This is a genomic window from Streptomyces sp. NBC_00989, assembly GCF_045162655.1.
GTDB lineage: Bacteria > Actinomycetota > Actinomycetes > Streptomycetales > Streptomycetaceae > Streptomyces.
Genome location: NZ_CP108728.1, coordinates 9,509,520 through 9,524,288, shown reverse-complemented (window position 1 = coordinate 9,524,288; position 14,769 = coordinate 9,509,520). Strand labels below are relative to the sequence as shown.

General features: G+C 70.8%; 15 protein-coding genes. 9 read left to right on the top strand and 6 right to left on the bottom strand.

The window, feature by feature from the left end:
- Nucleotides 1-36: 36 nt before the first annotated feature.
- The 3 genes from OG714_RS42730 to OG714_RS42720 all read left to right on the top strand — a co-directional run bounded on the left by OG714_RS42730 (nt 37) and on the right by OG714_RS42720 (nt 3,542).
- Nucleotides 37-444: a CoA-binding protein gene (locus OG714_RS42730; protein ID WP_406129241.1), complete on the top strand. Its 408-nt coding sequence runs from the start codon at nt 37-39 to the stop codon at nt 442-444.
- A 150-nt stretch (nt 445-594) separates the two neighbouring features.
- Nucleotides 595-2,235 (top strand): APC family permease, encoded by a 1,641-nt coding sequence (locus tag OG714_RS42725; RefSeq protein WP_406129240.1) that lies wholly within the window; start codon nt 595-597, stop codon nt 2,233-2,235.
- A gap of 83 nt (nt 2,236-2,318) precedes the next feature.
- On the top strand, nt 2,319-3,542 hold the full coding sequence (locus OG714_RS42720) for a 4-hydroxybenzoate 3-monooxygenase (RefSeq protein WP_406129238.1): 1,224 nt from the start codon (nt 2,319-2,321) through the stop codon (nt 3,540-3,542).
- A 7-nt stretch (nt 3,543-3,549) separates the two neighbouring features.
- Here OG714_RS42720 and OG714_RS42715 read toward each other — a convergent pair whose 3' ends face one another.
- Nucleotides 3,550-3,909, bottom strand: a complete 360-nt coding sequence (locus OG714_RS42715; protein WP_406129236.1) for an ArsR/SmtB family transcription factor — start codon at nt 3,907-3,909, stop codon at nt 3,550-3,552.
- Nucleotides 3,910-3,968: 59 nt separating this feature from the next.
- Here OG714_RS42715 and OG714_RS42710 point away from each other — a divergent pair, with 59 nt between their 5' ends.
- Nucleotides 3,969-5,027: a cation diffusion facilitator family transporter gene (locus OG714_RS42710; protein ID WP_406129234.1), complete on the top strand. Its 1,059-nt coding sequence runs from the start codon at nt 3,969-3,971 to the stop codon at nt 5,025-5,027.
- 12 nt (nt 5,028-5,039) lie between these two features.
- Here the strand turns inward: OG714_RS42710 and OG714_RS42705 are convergent, their stop codons facing one another.
- Nucleotides 5,040-5,597 carry a YbaK/EbsC family protein gene (locus OG714_RS42705; protein WP_406129232.1) on the bottom strand — a complete coding sequence of 186 codons (558 nt, stop codon included), beginning with the start codon at nt 5,595-5,597 and terminating at the stop codon, nt 5,040-5,042.
- A 31-nt stretch (nt 5,598-5,628) separates the two neighbouring features.
- Nucleotides 5,629-6,213 carry a helix-turn-helix domain-containing protein gene (locus tag OG714_RS42700; RefSeq protein ID WP_406129230.1) on the bottom strand — a complete coding sequence of 195 codons (585 nt, stop codon included), beginning with the start codon at nt 6,211-6,213 and terminating at the stop codon, nt 5,629-5,631.
- Between the two features lie 116 nt (nt 6,214-6,329).
- Between OG714_RS42700 and OG714_RS42695 the strand changes: the two genes are divergently transcribed.
- Complete coding sequence (locus OG714_RS42695) at nt 6,330-7,187, top strand: EamA family transporter (RefSeq protein WP_406129229.1); 858 nt, start codon at nt 6,330-6,332, stop codon at nt 7,185-7,187.
- A 137-nt stretch (nt 7,188-7,324) separates the two neighbouring features.
- On the opposite strand, the gene OG714_RS42690 is transcribed toward OG714_RS42695, so the two are convergent.
- Nucleotides 7,325-8,122 carry an acyltransferase gene (locus OG714_RS42690; RefSeq protein WP_406129227.1) on the bottom strand — a complete coding sequence of 266 codons (798 nt, stop codon included), beginning with the start codon at nt 8,120-8,122 and terminating at the stop codon, nt 7,325-7,327.
- Nucleotides 8,123-8,230: 108 nt separating this feature from the next.
- On the opposite strand from OG714_RS42690, the gene OG714_RS42685 reads away from it, so the two are divergent.
- The gene (locus tag OG714_RS42685; protein WP_406129225.1) at nt 8,231-8,758 is read left to right on the top strand and encodes a gamma carbonic anhydrase family protein; all 528 of its coding nucleotides are present in this window, start codon (nt 8,231-8,233) and stop codon (nt 8,756-8,758) included.
- Nucleotides 8,759-8,843: 85 nt separating this feature from the next.
- Here OG714_RS42685 and OG714_RS42680 read toward each other — a convergent pair whose 3' ends face one another.
- A complete protein-coding gene (locus OG714_RS42680) occupies nt 8,844-9,488 on the bottom strand; it encodes a DedA family protein (RefSeq protein ID WP_406129223.1) in 645 nt (214 codons plus the stop codon).
- A 272-nt stretch (nt 9,489-9,760) separates the two neighbouring features.
- Between OG714_RS42680 and OG714_RS42675 the strand changes: the two genes are divergently transcribed.
- The 3 genes from OG714_RS42675 to OG714_RS42665 all read left to right on the top strand — a co-directional run bounded on the left by OG714_RS42675 (nt 9,761) and on the right by OG714_RS42665 (nt 14,420).
- The gene (locus OG714_RS42675; RefSeq protein ID WP_406129221.1) at nt 9,761-11,470 is read left to right on the top strand and encodes an ABC transporter ATP-binding protein; all 1,710 of its coding nucleotides are present in this window, start codon (nt 9,761-9,763) and stop codon (nt 11,468-11,470) included.
- The gene (locus tag OG714_RS42670) at nt 11,467-13,266 is read left to right on the top strand and encodes an ABC transporter ATP-binding protein (protein ID WP_406129220.1); all 1,800 of its coding nucleotides are present in this window, start codon (nt 11,467-11,469) and stop codon (nt 13,264-13,266) included. Before OG714_RS42675 ends, OG714_RS42670 begins: the two co-directional genes overlap by 4 nt.
- Nucleotides 13,267-13,343: 77 nt before the next feature.
- Nucleotides 13,344-14,420, top strand: coding sequence for an iron-siderophore ABC transporter substrate-binding protein (locus tag OG714_RS42665; RefSeq protein WP_406129218.1), 1,077 nt, complete (start codon nt 13,344-13,346; stop codon nt 14,418-14,420).
- A gap of 62 nt (nt 14,421-14,482) precedes the next feature.
- Here OG714_RS42665 and OG714_RS42660 read toward each other — a convergent pair whose 3' ends face one another.
- A complete protein-coding gene (locus OG714_RS42660; protein WP_406129216.1) occupies nt 14,483-14,686 on the bottom strand; it encodes an MbtH family protein in 204 nt (67 codons plus the stop codon).
- Between the last annotated feature and the right edge of the window lie 83 nt (nt 14,687-14,769).

The window sequence follows — 14,769 nt, the reverse complement described above, 5'->3', positions numbered from 1 at the left end:
CAGCAGCGGGCGCGCACGATTCCAAGGAGGCCGAGCATGTACGGCGACCCATCAACGATCCGCAAGATCCTCACCGAGTCCGGCGACACCTGGGCCGTCGTGGGCCTGTCCTCGAACCGGTCCCGGGCGGCCTACGGCGTGGCGGAGGTGTTGCGGCGCTTCGGCAAGCGCGTCGTACCCGTCCATCCCAAGGCGGAGACGGTGCACGGCGAGCAGGGGTACGCCGCCCTCTCCGACATCCCCTTCGAGGTGGACGTCGTGGACGTGTTCGTCAACAGCGACCTCGCGGGCGCGGTCGCCGACGAGGCGGTGGGCATCGGCGCGAAGGCCGTCTGGTTCCAGCTCGGCGTGATCGACGAGGGCGCCTACGACCGCACCCGCGCCGCCGGCCTCGACATGGTCATGGACCACTGCCCGGCGATCGAGCTCCCACGGCTCGGCTGACCTGCGGAAACCTGTGTGGACACTGTGTAAAAGAAGCTCTCCGGCCCAAGTCAAATTTCAGGCAACGCACTTCTGAAAATATTCATACATTCCTAGCCTGAGGCCTCCCGACCGTTAAGCACGCGTGCTGACTTCGAGAGGCGCCTTGACATGGCGAGTGTTGATCAGTTTCTCCCGGAGGCCACGAGCAAACCGGGTGGACTGCGCAGGGACGTCGGACTGATAGGCCTGATGTGGGCCTCGGTCGGCTCCATCATCGGTTCCGGATGGCTGTACGGCGCCAAGAACGCCGTCATGGTCGCGGGCCCCGCGGCGATCATCTCGTGGGTGATCGGTGCGGTCGCGATCGTCCTGCTGGCGCTGGTGCACGCCGAACTCGGCGGCATGTTCCCGGTGGCGGGCGGCACGGCGCGCTATCCCCACTACGCCTTCGGCGGCCTGGCCGGCATGTCGTTCGGCTGGTTCGCCTGGCTACAGGCGGCGACCGTGGCCCCGATCGAGGTCGAGGCCATGATCGGCTACGCCGGGCACTGGGACTTCGCGAAGGGCTATCTGCACGCGAAGGACAGCACCCTGACGACCAGCGGCCTCATCGTCGCCATCGTTCTGATGGCCGTGTTCGTCGCGGTCAACTTCCTCGGGGTGAAGGTCCTCGCGCACACCAACAGCGCGGCCACCTGGTGGAAGATCGCGGTCCCGCTGGCCACGATCTTCATCGTCGCGGTGGGCAACTTCCACCCGGGCAACTTCACTTCGGAGAGCTTCGCCCCCTTCGGCGCCAAGGGCGTGCTGAGTGCCATCAGCACCAGCGGCATCATCTTCGCCCTCCTCGGCTTCGAGCAGGCGATCCAGCTCGCGGGCGAGAGCCGCAACCCCCGGCGCGACCTGCCCCGCGCGACCCTCGGCTCGGTCGCGATCGGCGCGACCATCTACGTCCTGCTCCAGGTCGTGTTCATCGCCGCACTGCCGCACAGCACGTTCTCGCACGGCTGGGCCAAGCTCAACTTCCCCGGCATAGACGGCCCTTGGGCGGGCCTGGCCACCCTGGTCGGCCTGGGCTGGCTGAGCGTCGTGCTCTACCTCGACGCCGTGGTCTCCCCCGCCGGCACCGGCCTGATCTACACCACCGCCACCTCCCGCGTCTCCTACGGCCTCTCCCGCAACGGCTACGCGCCGAAGCTGTTCGAGAAGGTGGACGCCCGAGGCGTGCCGTGGTTCGGCCTGATCCTCTCCTTCGTGACCGGGGTCGTCTGCTTCCTGCCCTTCCCGAGCTGGCAGCAGTTGGTCGGCTTCATCACCTCGGCGAGCGTCCTGATGTACGCGGGCGCACCGCTGGCGTACGGCGTCTTCACCGACAAGCTGCCGGACCACGACCGCCCCTACCGTCTCCCCGGCGGCAAGGTGATCTCCCCGCTGTCCTTCGTGGTCGCCAACCTCATCATCTACTGGGCGACTTGGGGCATCCTCTGGCGGCTCGGTGTGGCGATCATCCTCGGTTACGCACTGCTCGGCGGCTACGCCCTCTACGCCAGGAGCAAGAACCTGCCGGACGCGCCCCGGCTGGACTTCAGGGCCGCCCAGTGGCTTCCGGTCTACCTGATCGGCATGGGCGTGATCTCCTGGCAGGGCGGCTTCGGCGGGCAGGGCAACATCCCGCTGTGGTGGGACATCCTGATCATCGCCGCGTTCTCGCTGGTCATCTACTACTGGGCCCGCGCCGTCTCCTCGCAGCCGGACGAGATCCACCGCAGCATCGACGAGGTCGTGGTCGTGGACGCGCCCACGCACTGATCCGGTCCCTTCCGCACAGAATCCGAACCGGCCCCCCTCCAGGAGGCCGGTTTCGGCTGTCCGGACACCGTCATAATGGTCGGGTGACGTTCCCCTCCCCCCACCCCAACTCGGCGCCGGCACAACACTTTCCGGTCGTCGTCGTGGGCGCCGGACCCGCCGGACTGACCATCGGCAACATCCTGCGTGCCGCCGGGATCGACTGCCTGGTCCTGGAGACGGAGACCCGCGAGTTCATCGAGCAACGGCCCCGGGCCGGCGTCATCGAGGAGTGGGCCGTCCGCGGGCTCCAGCAACGGGGGCTCGCCGAGAACCTGTTGGAGCGGGCGCAGCTGCACACCGAGTGCGAGTTCCGCTTCGGCGGGCAGCGACACCGGCTCTCCTACACGGAGTTGACGGGGCATCACCACTTCGTCTACCCACAGCCGTTGCTGGTGACGGACCTGGTGCGGGAGTACGCGGACGTACGCGGCGGCGCGATCCGTTTCGGCGTCCAGGACGTCCAGCTGCACGACCTGGACACCGACCGCCCGGCGGTGTCGTACACCGACCCGGAGACGGGTCAACGGCAGTTCGTGCACGGCGACTTCGTGGCGGGCTGCGACGGTGCGCGCGGGGTGACCCGGGCCGCGTTGCCGCCGGAACGGGCCCGGATAGCGCGGCACGACTACGGCATCGGCTGGCTCGCGCTGCTCGCGGAGGCGCCGCCGTCGTCGGACTGTGTGGTGTTCGGTGTCCATCCGCGCGGGTTCGCCGGGCACATGGCGCGCAGTCCCGAGGTCACCCGCTACTACCTGGAGTGCCCGCCCGGCGACGACCCCGGCAACTGGCCGCACGAACGCGTCTGGGCCGAGCTCCAGCACCGCCTGGCCGCGACCGGCGCCCCGCCGCTGACCGAGGGCCGGCTGATCGAGAAGCGCGTGCTCGACATGCACAACTACGTTGTCGAACCGATGGTGTTCGGCCGTCTCTTCCTCGCCGGCGACGCGGCCCACCTCACCGCGCCCATCGCCGCGAAGGGCATGAACCTCGCGCTGCACGACGCGTTCCTGCTCGGTGACGCGCTCGTCGCGTACGTCACGAAGGGCGACTCAGCGGGCCTCGGCGGTTATTCGGAGGCGTGCCTCGGGCGCGTGTGGGACTACCAGGAGTTCTCCCAGTGGCTCTCCGAGGTGTACCACGGCACCTCGTCCGGCGACCCGTACCGCGCGGGCACCACCCTCGCCCGTCTGCGCCGCGTCTTCGAATCCCCTTCCGCCGGGCTCGCGTTCGCGGAGTCGTACCTGGGCAAGGACCCCGCGAGCTGACGAACCGTCAGTCGTGCGGCGGGCGGTCGTCGATCCGGTGGTCCGCCACGTTCAACGCCTCGCCGACCAGTCGCCGTAGATGGCCGTCGCTCAACGCGTAGATCACCCGGCGGCCTTCCTTGCGGGTGGTCACCAGACCCGCGAGACGCAGCCGCGCCAGGTGCTGGCTGACCGCCGGGCGGGCCGCGTCGCAGGCCTCGGTGAGCGTGGTGACGTCGGACTCGCCCGCCGTCAGCGCGTGCAGGAGGGTCAGCCGGGTGCGGTCGCCGAGGAGGGCCAGGAGTTCGGCGGCCAGCGCGAACTGTTCCTCGCCCGGGGTGCGCGGATGCGCATCGTGCGCAGGTGATAGGTGCATGCGTGCGCTCATACGCACATAATGACCCTGTGGGCGTCGTACGTCCACCCGCGCACCGGAAGGGGACCCACGTGAGCGACCGACACCACCACGGGCACGAGCACGACCACCCGCAGCACGATCACCATCACCACTCCCCCAGCGGCATCCGTCACCGCCTGGGCCATCTCCTCACCCCGCACTCCCACGAGACCGCCGACAAACTCGACTCCGCCCTGGAGTCCTCGGCCCGCGGTATGCGCGCGCTCTGGGTGTCGCTCGCGGTGCTCGGGGTGACGGCGCTGGCGCAGGCGGTCGTGGTGGTCGTGTCCGGGTCGGTCGCGCTGCTCGGCGACACGGTGCACAACGCGGCGGACGCGCTGACCGCCGTACCGCTCGGCATCGCGTTCGTGCTCGGCCGCCGGGCCGCCACGCGCCGCTTCACGTACGGCTACGGGCGCGCCGAGGACCTGGCCGGTATCGCGATCGTGCTGACGATCGCCGCGTCCGCCGCCTTCGCGGCCTGGGCGGCGGTGGAGCGGCTGTTCGCTCCGCGTCCCGTGACGCACGTGTCCGTGGTCGCCGTCGCGGCGCTCGTCGGGTTCGTGGGCAACGAGTGGGTGGCCAGGTACCGCATCCGCGTCGGCCGGGAGATCGGGTCCGCCGCGCTGGTCGCCGACGGACTCCACGCCCGTACCGACGGGTTCACCTCGCTGGCCGTGCTGCTCGGGGCCGGCGGTTCGGCGCTGGGGTGGCAACTCGCCGACCCGATCGTGGGGTTGGCGATCACGGCCGCGATCGCGCTGGTCCTGCGGGACGCGGCGCGCGAGGTGTTCCGGCGCGTGATGGACGCCGTCGATCCCGACCTGGTGGACCGGGCCGAGCACGCCGTGCGGGAGGTCGAAGGGGTGCGCGGGGTGGGCGAGTTGAGGCTGCGCTGGATCGGGCACCGGCTGCGCGCCGAGGTGGCGGTGGTCGTGGACGGGGAGGCGACGGTACGACAGGCCCACGCCGTCGCCGTGGCGGCGGAACACGCGCTGCTGCACGCGGTACCGCGGCTGACGGCTGCCCTGGTGCACGCCGATCCGGCACCGGTGCCGGGAGAGGCGGACCCGCACGGGGAGTTGGCCCACCACCACGCCATGGCGTGAGAACCCCGGGGTTCAGGCGATGCCCAGCCCTTCCAGGACGACCGCGCCCGGAAGTTCCGCGAACGCCTTGCCCGGGACGAGGAGTTTGCCGCGCCGGCGTCCGCTGCCGACCAGGACGTACGGCAGGTCGACGACGGCCGAGTCCACCAACACCGGCCAGTCGGCGGGGAGTCCGACGGGGGTGATGCCGCCGTACTCCATGCCGCTCTCGCCGGTCGCGGTGTCCGTCGACGCGAACGAGGCCTTGCGGGCGCCGAGTTGGCGGCGGACGACGCCGTTGACGTCGACGCGGGTGGTGGACAGGACCACGCACGCGGCCAGCGTGGTCTCGCCGCCGCGCTTTCCGGCCACGACCACGCAGTTCGCGGACCGCTCCAGCAGCTCACGGCCGTAGTGCTCGACGAAGGTGGCGGTGTCGGCCCACTCGGGGTCGGTGTCGACGTAGACGAACTGGTCGGCGGGGACACTGCCGTGCCAGGCGCGCACGGCGTCGGCGACCGGGCGGGTCAGTTCGTCGAGGCAGTCGGGGGCCGGGGTGGCGTGGTCGAAGTGTCCGATGGGTGCGCGCATGACGGCACGCTAACAGTCGTACGACGGCTGCTCACGGGGTGTCCCGGTGCACCGGCGGGACGGACACCGCCATCACCATCTCCATCGGTTCGTCGCCCTGATTGCCGTACGTGTGCGGGGTGTTGGCCTCGAAGGTGGCGCTCGCGCCGGCCGGGACGACATGGTCCTCCCCGTCCACGGTGAGGGTCAGCTCGCCGGTGGTGACGTGGACCAGTTCGACGGTGCCGGTGGGATGGGGCTCGGAGGCACTGGAGTCCCCCGGCATCAGCCGCCAGTCCCACATCTCCAGCGGACCGGGTGCCTCGGTGCCGGCGAGGAGGCGGTTGTAGCTGCCGGCGTCGGTGTGCCAGAGCCGTACGGCGCGCTCGGCGGGGACGATGCGGACCTTCGGGCCCTGTTCGTAGTCGAGCAGGGTGGTGATGCTGACGCCGAGGGCGTCGCCGATCTTGACGACCGTGCCGATGCTGGGATTGGTGCGGGCCTGCTCGATCTGGATGAGCATGCCCCGGCTGACAGCGGCGCGGGCGGCCAGCACGTCCAGGGTGAAGCCGCGCACCGAGCGCCAGTGCTTGACGTTGCGAGCCAGGGACTGGTTCAGCAGGTCGAGGTCCGACACGTTCCGCCCATACCTTCAGGTCAATATTATGGATGACAGGGTTCAGTTCAGTGAACTACGGTGGGGTGCACCAGATCGTTCACCGAACTGCACCGAACTGTACTGCGAGGCACCCCGTGACAGCATTCTTCGCCCTGGCCACCAGCCTCCTGTGGGGAGTGGCCGACTTCGGCGGCGGACTGCTGACCAGGCGGACCCCGGCGCTGACGGTGGTCGTGGTCTCGCAGGGGATCGCGGCGGCCGTGCTCGGCGCGATCGTGGTGGCCACCGGGGGCTGGAGCGAGGCCGGGCCGCAGCTGTGGTTCGCGTTCGCGGCGGGGATGGTGGGGCCGGTCGCGCTGTTCAGCTTCTACAAGGCGCTCGCGCTGGGTCCGATGGGTGTCGTCTCGCCGCTCGCGACGCTGAGCGTGGCCGTACCGGTCGGGGTGGGGCTCTTTCTCGGCGAGCGGCCAGGCCTGATGCAGGCGGCGGGGATCGCGGTCGCCGTCACCGGGGTCGTCCTCGCGGGCGGTCCGCAGTTGCGGGGCGCGCCCGTCCAACGGCAGACGATCCTCCTGACCCTGATCGCCGCGCTCGGCTTCGGCACGGTGTTCGCGCTGATCGCGGAGGCGTCCAGCAGCGTGACCGGCCTCTTCCTCGCGCTGTTCGTGCAGCGCGTCACGAACGTGGCCACGGGTGGGGCCGCGCTCTACGCCTCCGTGCGGCGGGGCGGGGTCGCGCTTCCGGAGGGCGGGTTCCCCTGGGGTTCACTGCCGGCGCTGGCCTTCGTGGGGCTGGCCGACGTGGCGGCCAACGGGACGTATTCGATCGCCGCGCAGCATGGGCCGGTGACGGTGGCGGCGGTGCTCGCGTCGCTGTATCCGGTGGTGACCGCGCTGGCCGCGCGCGGGTTCCTGAGTGAGCGGCTGCGGATGATCCAGGCGGCGGGGGCGGGGCTGGCGCTGGTGGGGACGTTGTTGCTGGCGACGGGGTGAGGGGGCGGGGCGGGGTTGTGTGCAGGGCGGCGTCAGGTGCCGCGGGGGGGGGCGTCGGGTGCCGGGCCTCGTCTCGGCATCGGTGCCGGATCAGGCCTCGGCGTAAGTGCCGGGTCAGGCCTCCGCACAAGTGCCGCTCAGGCCTCCGCTTCCAGCTCCGCCAGGTGCGCGATCGCGTCCTCGTCCAGGTCGGCCAGGCGCGCCGCGCTCGCCTCGTCCAGGCCCGCGAGTGCGCGCAGTTGATCCGGGGTCACATCCGCGGGGATCGGCACCGGTGCGGGGGTGCGGAGCGGAGGCTGCCAGCCCTCCGTCTGCGTCCAGCGGCGTACGACCCGTGCGGGCGCCCCCGCCACCACGGCATGGTCGGGCACCGTGCCGCGGACCACCGCACCGGCCGCCACCACCACGTTCCGGCCGATCCGCGCGCCCGGCAGGATCACCGCGCCGGTGCCGATCCAGCAGCCGGGGCCGATCTCGACGGGTTCCATACGCGGCCACTGCCTGCCGATGGGCTCGTGCGGGTCGTCGTAGGAATGGTTCGTGGACGTGACGTAGACGTAGGGCCCGAAGTAGCAGTCGCTGCCGATGGTGACCGTCGTGTCGGCGATGACGTGGCTGCCGCGGCCGAGGACCACGCCGTCGCCCAGGCGCAGGATCGGGTCCGGGCCGAGGTCGAGGTCCGGCATCAGGCCCGCCGTGAGGGTGACCTGTTCGCCGACGATGCAGTGGGCGCCGAGGTGGATCCAGGGTTCGCCGAAGACCGTGCCCAGCGGGAAGGCGAGCCGGGTGGCTTCGCCGATCGAGCCGAAGTGGAAGCGGCCGGGGTTCCTGGCCGTCACCGAGCCGGTGCGCTGCACCCAGGCCCAGCCCGCGTGGACGGCGCGCTGCGCGAGCTGGCGCCGCCATTTTGAGAACGTGTTCTTGCGCTTGGGCACCCGGCCACGGTACTCAGCGGGAGCCTGGGCCATGCGGTCCGGCCGCTGTGATCTTCGCCCTACCCGATGACGTACGGTGCGGGTGTCTCCGACGGTTGGGAGGGTCTTATGACGCACAGGGCGTTGATCGTGGGTATTGGTGGGCGGGAGCCGAAGGTCGACGGGGATGCCTTCGTCGCTCCTACGGCGTCCGTGATCGGGGATGTGACGCTGGCTGCCGGGGCGAGTGTCTGGTACGGCGCGGTGGTGCGGGGCGATGTCGAGCGGATCTCCGTCGGGGCGCACAGCAACATCCAGGACAACTGCACGCTGCACGCGGATCCGGGGTTCCCGGTGAGCGTGGGCGAGCGGGTTTCCGTGGGGCACAACGCGGTGGTGCATGGGGCGACCGTTGAGGACGACTGCCTGATCGGGATGGGGGCTACGGTGCTCAACGGGGCGGTGATCGGGGCGGGTTCGCTTGTCGCGGCTCAGGCGTTGGTGCCGCAGGGGATGGTTGTGCCGCCGGGGTCACTGGTCGCCGGGGTGCCTGCGAAGGTGCGGCGCGGGCTGAGCGGTGAGGAGCGGGAGGGGTTGACCCTCAACGGAACCATGTATGCGGAGTTGGCCAAGGCGCATAAGGGGGTGCATGAGTAGACCGTTGGCGGGTGCGTCGTGGCTTGTCGCGACCACGCGGCGGAGCCGCATATTCAGCACAGCCCCGCGCCCCTTGGGGCGCGCTTCACTCGCCGACGTTTACCGGTTCGGGTTCGCTTTTCTTGGCCGTCATCTTCTGCGCCTTGCGGCGGACGATCAGCATTGAGGCGAGGCCGACCAGTACCGCTGCCGCCAGGCCGAAGTACGAGAAGCGCTTGAGCCAGTCCTCGGCGACGATTCCCACGTAGTAGACGACCGCCGTGGTGCCGCCGGCCCAGATGATTCCGCCGAGGACGTTGGCGATCAGGAACTTCCAGTAGGGCATGCGGAGTACGCCCGCGAGGGGGCCGGCGAAGATGCGGAGGAGGGCGATGAAGCGGCCGAAGAAGACGGCCCACATGCCCCACTTCTCGAAGGACCGCTCGGCGGTGGCCACATGGCCTTCGCTGAAGTGTCTGGGGAACTTGTTCGCGAGCCAGGCGAGCAGCGGGCGTCCGCCCTTGCGGCCGATCGCGTAGCCGATGGAGTCGCCGATGACGGCACCGACAACGGCGCAGGCGCCCAGGACGATCGGGTTGATGCCCGAGTGCTGGGAGGAGAGCAGTGCCGCCGAGACCAGGACGATCTCGCCCGGCAGCGGGATGCCCAGGCTCTCCACCCCGATGACGAGTGCCACCACGGCGTAGACGGCCACCGCCGGAACCGAGTCGAGCCATTCCTGGACGTGCAACGCCGGTCCTCCTGAACGCGCGGACTGTCTGTCTTGCCGGCGTGCGCCGCGAACGCGTCGGGCGCACCCAGGAAGCCTACCGCTCGGCATCCGACGGCAACGCCTCTCGGCCGACCCCTCGGACAGCGGCTCCGAGAACGGCTCCCACAGCGGCTCGGGTTAGTGCATCGAAACCGCTCCGTTACGTCCCGGGCGGACCGAAAGGGCATCGACTACCCGAGATTCACTTAGAGTAGCCTTGCCTAAGTTGGCCGGTTTCCGGAGGGTGGCTGGTGGGAGCAGGGGAACTGTCGGGGCGGGACGTCCTGACGCGCTCGGTCAAGGGACAGATACGGCGCGTCGCGCTCGGCTCGGCGCTCGGAAGCGTGCACCAACTGGGGGAAGCCCTGGTGCCGGTGCTCATCGGTGTCGTCATCGACCAGGCCGTCGCCGGGCAGAACGCCGGACGCCTGGCGCTCTGGCTCGGCGTGCTGGCCGTCATGTACGTGACGCTGTCGTGGAGTTTCCGGCTGGGCGCCAAGGCCGGTGAGCGCAGTGCCGAAGAGGCCGCGCACACACTGCGGTTGGCGATCGTGGGGCGGGTGCTCGACGCCCGTGGCGGTGCCGAGGAGGGACGGCTGCCCGGCGAGATGGCCAACGTCGCCACCGAGGACGCCAAGCGGGTCGGCGCGGTCAACATGGCGCTGATGGCCGGGATCTGGGCCCTCGCGGGTGTCGTCGTGAGCGCCGTGGCGCTGCTGCTGACCTCGGTGACGCTCGGACTGATCGTGTTGCTGGGTACGCCCGTTCTGTTGTGGCTGGGACATCTGCTGAGCAAGCCGTTGGAGCGGCGCAGCGAGGCCGAGCAGGACAAGGCCGCCCATGCGTCGGGCGTGGCCGCCGACCTGGTGGCCGGGCTGCGGGTGTTGAAGGGGCTCGGCGCGCAGGACGCCGCCGTCGAGCGGTATCGCCGGACGAGTCGTATCTCCCTTGCCGCCACGCTGCGTTCGGCGCGTGCCGAGTCCTGGCAGACCGGGCTCGTGCTCGCGCTCACCGGTGGGTTCATCGCGCTGATCGCTCTCGTGGGCGGTCGGCTGGCGCTCGACGGGTCGCTGACTCTGGGCCAGTTGGTGTCGGCGGTGGGTCTCGCGCTGTTCCTGCTGGGCCCGTTGGAGACGTTCGCCTGGGTCAACGCCGAACTGGCGCAGGGCCGTGCCTCGGCCGCGCGCGTCGCCGAGGTACTGGCCACCGGGCCCGCCGTCATGGACGGCGACGACCCGGTCACCGAGCCCGTTCGCGGGGAACTGCGGCTGCGGGGCGTACGGCTCGGCGGCCTCGACGGCCTCGATCTCGAACTGCCCGCCGGGCAGTTGACCGGCATCGCGGTGACGGACCCGGCCGGCGCCGAGGCCCTGCTGCGCTGCCTCGGTCGTGAGACGGACCCGGAGTCGGGTTCGGTCGAGCTGGACGGCGTGCCCCTGACTCGGCTCGATCCGGCGGGACTTCGGGCCGCTGTGCTGGTCGCCGCGCATGACGCGGCGCTGTTCGAGGGCTCGTTGGCGGCGAACGTGACGCCGGAGGACGACTCGGAGGGCGGACAGGACGATCTCCTCACGGGACGTGCCATGGCCGCCGCCCGCGCCGACGAAGTCGCCGACTCGTTGCCGCACGGGACCGCGACCGGCGTCGGTGAGGGCGGCCGTTCCCTGTCCGGCGGGCAGCGTCAACGGGTGCTGCTGGCACGGGCGTTGCGTGCCGGGCCGCCCGTCCTGGTCGTGCACGATCCGACCACGGCCGTCGACACGGTGACCGAGGCCCGGATCGCCGACGGCCTGCGCGAGTTCCGGCAGGGCCGCACCACGATCGTGGTGACCAACAGCCCCGCCCTGCTCGCCGTCACCGACCACGTGATCCTCCTCGACGCGGGCCGCGTCGGCGCCGAAGGCACCCACGCGGACCTCGTACGAACCGACGCGACCTACCGGACGGCGGTGCTGGCATGACGACGGACGACATACGGACGGACTCCGACCGTGCTCTCCTCCCCACCGCCACCCCCGCCCGCACCCGCGCGGCGGTGCGTGAACTGCTGCGCCCGCAGCGGGGGTTGGCCGCCGCCGGATTCGGGCTGCTGGTGCTCGCCACGGCCGTCGGACTCCTCACCCAGCCGCTGCTGGGCCATATCGTCGACATCGTCACCGAGCACCGCTCCCCCGACGCCCTCACCTTCCCCGTGGTCGCGCTGGCCGGAGTCGCCCTGGTCCAGGGCGTGACCACCGCACTCGGCATGTCCCTGGTGTCGCGGCTCGGCGAGACCGCGCTCGCACGGCTGCGTGAACTGTTCGTGGAGCGGGCCCTGTCACTCCCCCTCGACCGGGTGGAGAAGGCCGGGTCCGGTGACCTCAACGCCCGTGTCACGCGCGACGTTTCGCGGGTCGCCGACGCCGTGCGCGGGGCGCTCCCCGAGCTGGCGCGGTCCGCGCTGTCGATCCTGCTGACGTTGGGCGCGCTCGCCCTGCTGGACTGGCGGTTCCTGCTGGCGGCCCTGATCGCGGTGCCGGTGCAGGCGCACACCGCGCGCTGGTACGTGCGCAACGCCGTTCCCCTGTACGCCAAGGAGCGCATCGCGACCGGGACACAGCAGCAGCAGTTGCTGGACACCATCGGCGGGGCGCGGACGGTACGGGCGTACCGGTTGCAGAAGGGCCACACCCGGCGGGTCACCGAACGCTCGCGCTCGGCGGTCGAACTGACCATGAGCGGCGTGCAGTTGATGCTCCGCTTCTACAGCCGGCTGCACATCGCCGAGTACCTGGGGCTGTCCGCCGTCCTGGCCACCGGGTTCTGGCTGGTGCGCGACGGTTCCGCCTCGGTCGGCACGGCCACCGCCGCCGCGCTGTACTTCCACACTCTCTTCGGTCCGGTCAACACCGCGCTGGTGCTCCTCGACGACGCCCAGTCCGCAACGGCCGGGCTGGCACGGCTCGTCGGCGTGGTGGACGAGCCCGTGCCCGTGCTCGCCGACCGCGCGGACGACCGTACGACCGCCGCCGGTCCCCCGTCCGTGACGCTGACCGGTGTCTCCCACGCGTATGTGCCGGGCCGCCCGGTGCTGCACGACGTCGACCTGGAGATACGGGCCAAGGAGCGGGTCGCGCTGGTCGGTACGACCGGTGCGGGCAAGACGACCCTGGCCAAGCTGGTCGCGGGGCTGCACCGCCCGCAGTCGGGCCGGATCGACGTCGGCGGCGCCGAGCCGGACGAGGCCGGTCACCTGGTCGGGCTCGTCACGCAGGAGGTGCACGTCTTCGCCGGGCCGCTCGCCGAGGATCTGCGGCTGGCCCGCCCGGACGCGCATGTCGAGGAACTCCGGGAGGCGCTCGAGACGGTGGGCGCGCTCGGCTGGGTCGAGGCGTTGCCGGAGGGGCTGGACACGGTCGTCGGTGACGGTGGTCATCGGCTGACCGCCGACCGCGCTCAGCAACTCGCCCTCGCCCGGCTCCTGTTGGCCGACCCGCCGGTCGTCGTACTCGACGAGGCGACGGCGGAGGCGGGCAGTTCGGGTGCGCGGCAGCTCGACGAGGCCGCCGAGCAGGCGCTGCGCGGCCGTACCGCGCTGGTCGTGGCGCACCGGCTCAGCCAGGCCGCCTCCGCGGACCGGGTGATCGTCCTGAGCGACGGCCGGGTCGTGGAGAACGGCACGCACGACGAACTCCTCACCGCGCAGGGCCAGTACGCCGCCCTGTGGCACGCCTGGTCCGGCAGCCGATCCGCCGAAGCAGCCCCCGAAGCCCACTAGCCCCCGCTCAAGACCTCCCCCCGCGAAGACCTGTCACCCCCCGCCGAACCCACCGCGACGAACAGAAGGATCATCCGATGCCCCGCGCCACCAGAGCTGCCCGGCTGTCCGGCCTGCTCGCCTCCGTACTCCTGCTGGCCGTCACGGCGGTCGGCTGCGGTTCCTCCGACTCCGACTCCACGTCGTCCAGTTCGAACACGTCGGGGTCGGAGGCGAAGGCCTCCGCAGACGCGTTCCCCGTGACGATCGCCCACAAGTTCGGCAGTACGACGATCAAGTCCGAGCCCAAGCGGATCGTCACCGTCGGTCTCACCGACCAGGACGCCGTCCTCGCCCTGGGCAAGGTGCCGGTCGGCACGACCGAGTGGCTCGGCGGCTACAAGGGCGCCATCGGCCCTTGGGCGCAGGACAAGTTGGGCGGTGCGGCGGCACCGACCGCCCTCAAGGACACCGGCACCGGCCCGCAGGTGGAGAAGATCGCCGCCCTGAAGCCCGATCTGATCCTCGCCGTGTACTCGGGCCTGACCAAGGCGCAGTACCAGAGCCTGTCGCAGTTCGCGCCGGTCGTCGCCCAGCCCAAGCAGTACAACGACTACGGCGTGCCGTGGCAGCAGCAGACCGAGGAGATCGGCAAGGCGCTCGGCAAGGCCGACGAGGCCAAGACCCTGGTGTCGGGCGTCGAGGCCAAGTTCGCCGTCGCCAAGAAGGCCAACCCCGCCTTCGCCGGCGCGACGGGCGTCATGGCCACCCCGTACGAGGGCGTGTTCGTCTACGGCAGCCAGGACCCGCGCTCCCGGCTCCTCTCCGACCTGGGCTTCTCGCTCCCGGAGGGCCTCGACAAGGTCATCGGTGACACGTTCGGCGCCAACATCAGCAAGGAGCGCTACGACCTCCTCGACCAGAAGGTCGCCGTGTGGATCGTCCCGGACACCACCACGGCCGTCACCAAGCTGCACAGTGACAAGATCTACGGCGACCTGAACGTGGTGAAGCAGGGCCGCGAGGTCTTCATCAAGGAGACCAGCGACTACGGCAACGCCGTGTCCCTGTCCACGGTGTTGAGCATCCCCTACGTCCTCGACCGCCTGGTGCCGCAGCTCGCCGCCGCGGTGGACGGCAAGACGTCGACGAAGGTGGAGCAGCCAGCGTCCTGACGCACGGGAACGTGAAAGGGGGGCGGGTCCGATTTCCTCGGACCCGCCCCCCTTTCGTGTGCTCAGACCCCGTCGACGAGGCTCTTCGGCCGCATGTCCGTCCAGTTGGTCTCGATGTGGTCGAGGCACTCCTGCCGTGCGGCCGGTCCGTAGGCGACCGTCCAACCCGCCGGTACGTCCACGAAGTCGGGCCAAAGGCTGTGCTGGCCCTCGTCGTTGACGAGGACGGAGTAGACGCCTTCGGGGTTCTCGAACGGGTTGCTCATGTCGGGGGTTCCTTGCCTCTCTGATGCGGTCGGGTGGGTAACTGCGGTTCGGTCGGGGCCTGTTCAGCGCTTGATCAGGCCTG

Excerpts from the sequence above, each read along its gene's own strand:
- OG714_RS42685 (WP_406129225.1), top strand. The coding sequence starts at position 8,231 with ATGACGCACAGGGCGTTGATCGTGGGTATTGGTGGGCGGGAGCCGAAG.
- OG714_RS42670 (WP_406129220.1), top strand. The coding sequence starts at position 11,467 with ATGACGACGGACGACATACGGACGGACTCCGACCGTGCTCTCCTCCCC.
- OG714_RS42665 (WP_406129218.1), top strand. The coding sequence starts at position 13,344 with ATGCCCCGCGCCACCAGAGCTGCCCGGCTGTCCGGCCTGCTCGCCTCC.
- OG714_RS42730 (WP_406129241.1), top strand. The coding sequence starts at position 37 with ATGTACGGCGACCCATCAACGATCCGCAAGATCCTCACCGAGTCCGGC.
- OG714_RS42715 (WP_406129236.1), bottom strand. The coding sequence starts at position 3,909 with ATGAGCGCACGCATGCACCTATCACCTGCGCACGATGCGCATCCGCGC.
- OG714_RS42725 (WP_406129240.1), top strand. The coding sequence starts at position 595 with ATGGCGAGTGTTGATCAGTTTCTCCCGGAGGCCACGAGCAAACCGGGT.
- OG714_RS42660 (WP_406129216.1), bottom strand. The coding sequence starts at position 14,686 with ATGAGCAACCCGTTCGAGAACCCCGAAGGCGTCTACTCCGTCCTCGTC.
- OG714_RS42705 (WP_406129232.1), bottom strand. The coding sequence starts at position 5,597 with ATGCGCGCACCCATCGGACACTTCGACCACGCCACCCCGGCCCCCGAC.